Source organism: Nocardia sp. NPDC058497 (assembly GCF_042720195.1).
Classification (GTDB): Bacteria; Actinomycetota; Actinomycetes; order Mycobacteriales; family Mycobacteriaceae; genus Nocardia.
Window position 1 is genome coordinate 1 of sequence record NZ_JBHXMY010000829.1, and the last position, 1984, is coordinate 1984.

The window sequence follows — 1984 nt, forward strand, 5'->3', positions numbered from 1 at the left end:
CCCCGAATCCGGCTACGACCGCCCCCTCTTCCTCGGCCAGGGCCTCCGCGACACCGACGTGGTAACCCCCGAAACCCTCCGCTTCGCCGCCCTCCTCGAAGCCACCCGCCAACCGACCACCCTGCACACCTACCCCACCGACCACGACGGCACCGTCAACGCCTCCCTCGTCGACTCTCTCCCCTTCGTCCGCAAACTGTTCGCCTGATCCGCGGGACCGACAGAGCGACTATGTGGCATCTCATAGTGATACCTGCGTGCGGTGAGTCCTGATCTACGATCAGCCAATGAGCAGCCCAGGGGGAGAAGGGCAGTCTCTGACTGTGGTCCCCGACAAAGTTCGAGATGTTGGCAACTACGTATACGGCCTGGCAGACACCTTGCGGCAGGCACTCGACACCGCAACCCGCGAGGTAGACGCCTGCGTCTGCGCCAGCTGGACCGGCGATTACGCGAACACCTTCGCGACCGGATGGACCGAAACCCGAACCGGCGGACTGGAAATCATCGCCGCGCTGACCGAGATGGCGGAGAAGCTGGGCGTCACCGCAGACACCTACAGCCAAACCGATGAATCGACCGCTGCCGCTCTCGGCGCCTACAGTCTCAATCTGTAGGCCCCGATGGGATCGGAATTCAACGTCGACCTCGACGACCTCGAACAGATCATCGCCAAACTCGGCGGATTCGCCGGCTTCATCGCCGACCATCTCGACGAGATAGACGACCAGGTCGCCGGCTTGGTCGGCACCGGCTGGGAGAGCGTCGCAGCCGACGCCTATCAGGTGGCTCACCAAAAATGGTCGGCCGGTGCCCGCGACTTCGTCGAAGGTATCCGCGACCCGCCAAGACCGCGCACACCCGCTACACAAATGCGATAGACCTGAACCTTCGCATGCTGCAAGGCGGATGACACGATGTATGTCGACTGGGTCACCTACTACGATGCTGCGAAAAAGTGCCATGACCTGGCCAACGACCTTCGCGCCGCGGATAAACCTGTCCATGATGCGGTCAAGGGAAAAGGCGCCGGGATGGCCGGCGACGCACCAGGATGCGTCGAGTGGGCCACAGCCTACGACGGTGTCGTGCATTCCACGTTGCAGGCCTGCACCAACCTGTCGGACGCACTGACCAACTTCGGCAACGTTCTCTATGCCTCCGGCTACAACTACGGGATCAACAACAACAGCAACCCGGCACCGCCGCGTCCGACCATCACCGCCATGACGGAATACAAGGTCGATATGCCGTCGGCGACAGCCGCGACAGCCAGCATGGGCGTCCGTAGCGACGGTGACGGCGAGTTCTTCGACAAACTACTCGACGAGATCACCAAGGAATTCAACAAACTCCCGAACGCCGACATCGACGCATTGGCGGATGTCTCAACTGTGTGGTCGACCTTCTCTGCGAGCGAAGCGCTATCCGGCGCGAAAGCGCGGATCGCGACCATCTCGCAGATGTTCGACACGATGGATCAGGTCAAGAACCGCGAACTGATCCAGCAACACCTCAACACCATCTCTACCTCCGCCGACACTATCGTGATGGCGGGCCAAAATATCGCGGCCCCGATCTCGGAGTTCAATTCCGGCATCCACGAGACCAACACCGCGATCAACCGCGAGTTCACCATGCTCGCCGCGCAAATAGCGGTCACGATCGGTGTCGCTGCCGTGGGCTTCCTCTTCACGATGGGCGGCTCCGGCGCCTTGGCGGCTGTCCGTATCGGTGTGGTCATCACCAACGCGATGAACGGCATCCGAAACGCCCTGAACAGTCAGAAGCTCCTGAAGATCCTGGGCTTCAGCGCCGCGTTCGGTGGCGCGGTCGCAGCGATCACCGCCTTCGAAAAGGTGCCCGACACGAGCAAGGTCGCCCTCGCGCTCGCGGAAATCATCGCGATGAAGGTACTCCTCGATGAAGCAGTAGAGGGTGCGGAAGAAGCCGCAGAGGTGCTCGACGTGGTAACCGACGAAGC

General features: G+C 61.8%; 3 protein-coding genes and 1 pseudogene. All 4 read left to right on the forward strand.

Annotated elements, in window-relative coordinates; translation table 11 throughout:
* Positions 1-208 (forward strand): annotated as a pseudogene (locus ACFWPJ_RS31485) (lipase); the annotation flags it as partial.
* 115 nt (positions 209-323) lie between these two features.
* On the forward strand, positions 324-617 hold the full coding sequence (locus tag ACFWPJ_RS31490) for a WXG100 family type VII secretion target (protein ID WP_378856958.1): 294 nt from the start codon (positions 324-326) through the stop codon (positions 615-617).
* Between the two features lie 6 nt (positions 618-623).
* Entirely contained in the window at positions 624-881 is a 258-nt protein-coding gene (locus ACFWPJ_RS31495) for a WXG100 family type VII secretion target (protein ID WP_378856960.1), read from the forward strand.
* Between the two features lie 36 nt (positions 882-917).
* The coding region (locus ACFWPJ_RS31500) for a hypothetical protein (RefSeq protein WP_378856962.1) at positions 918-1984 on the forward strand (1067 nt) is incomplete at its 3' end.

What these genes read in the sequence shown, in the direction of transcription:
- ACFWPJ_RS31495 (WP_378856960.1), top strand. Translation starts at nt 624, where the DNA reads ATGGGATCGGAATTCAACGTCGACCTCGACGACCTCGAACAGATCATC.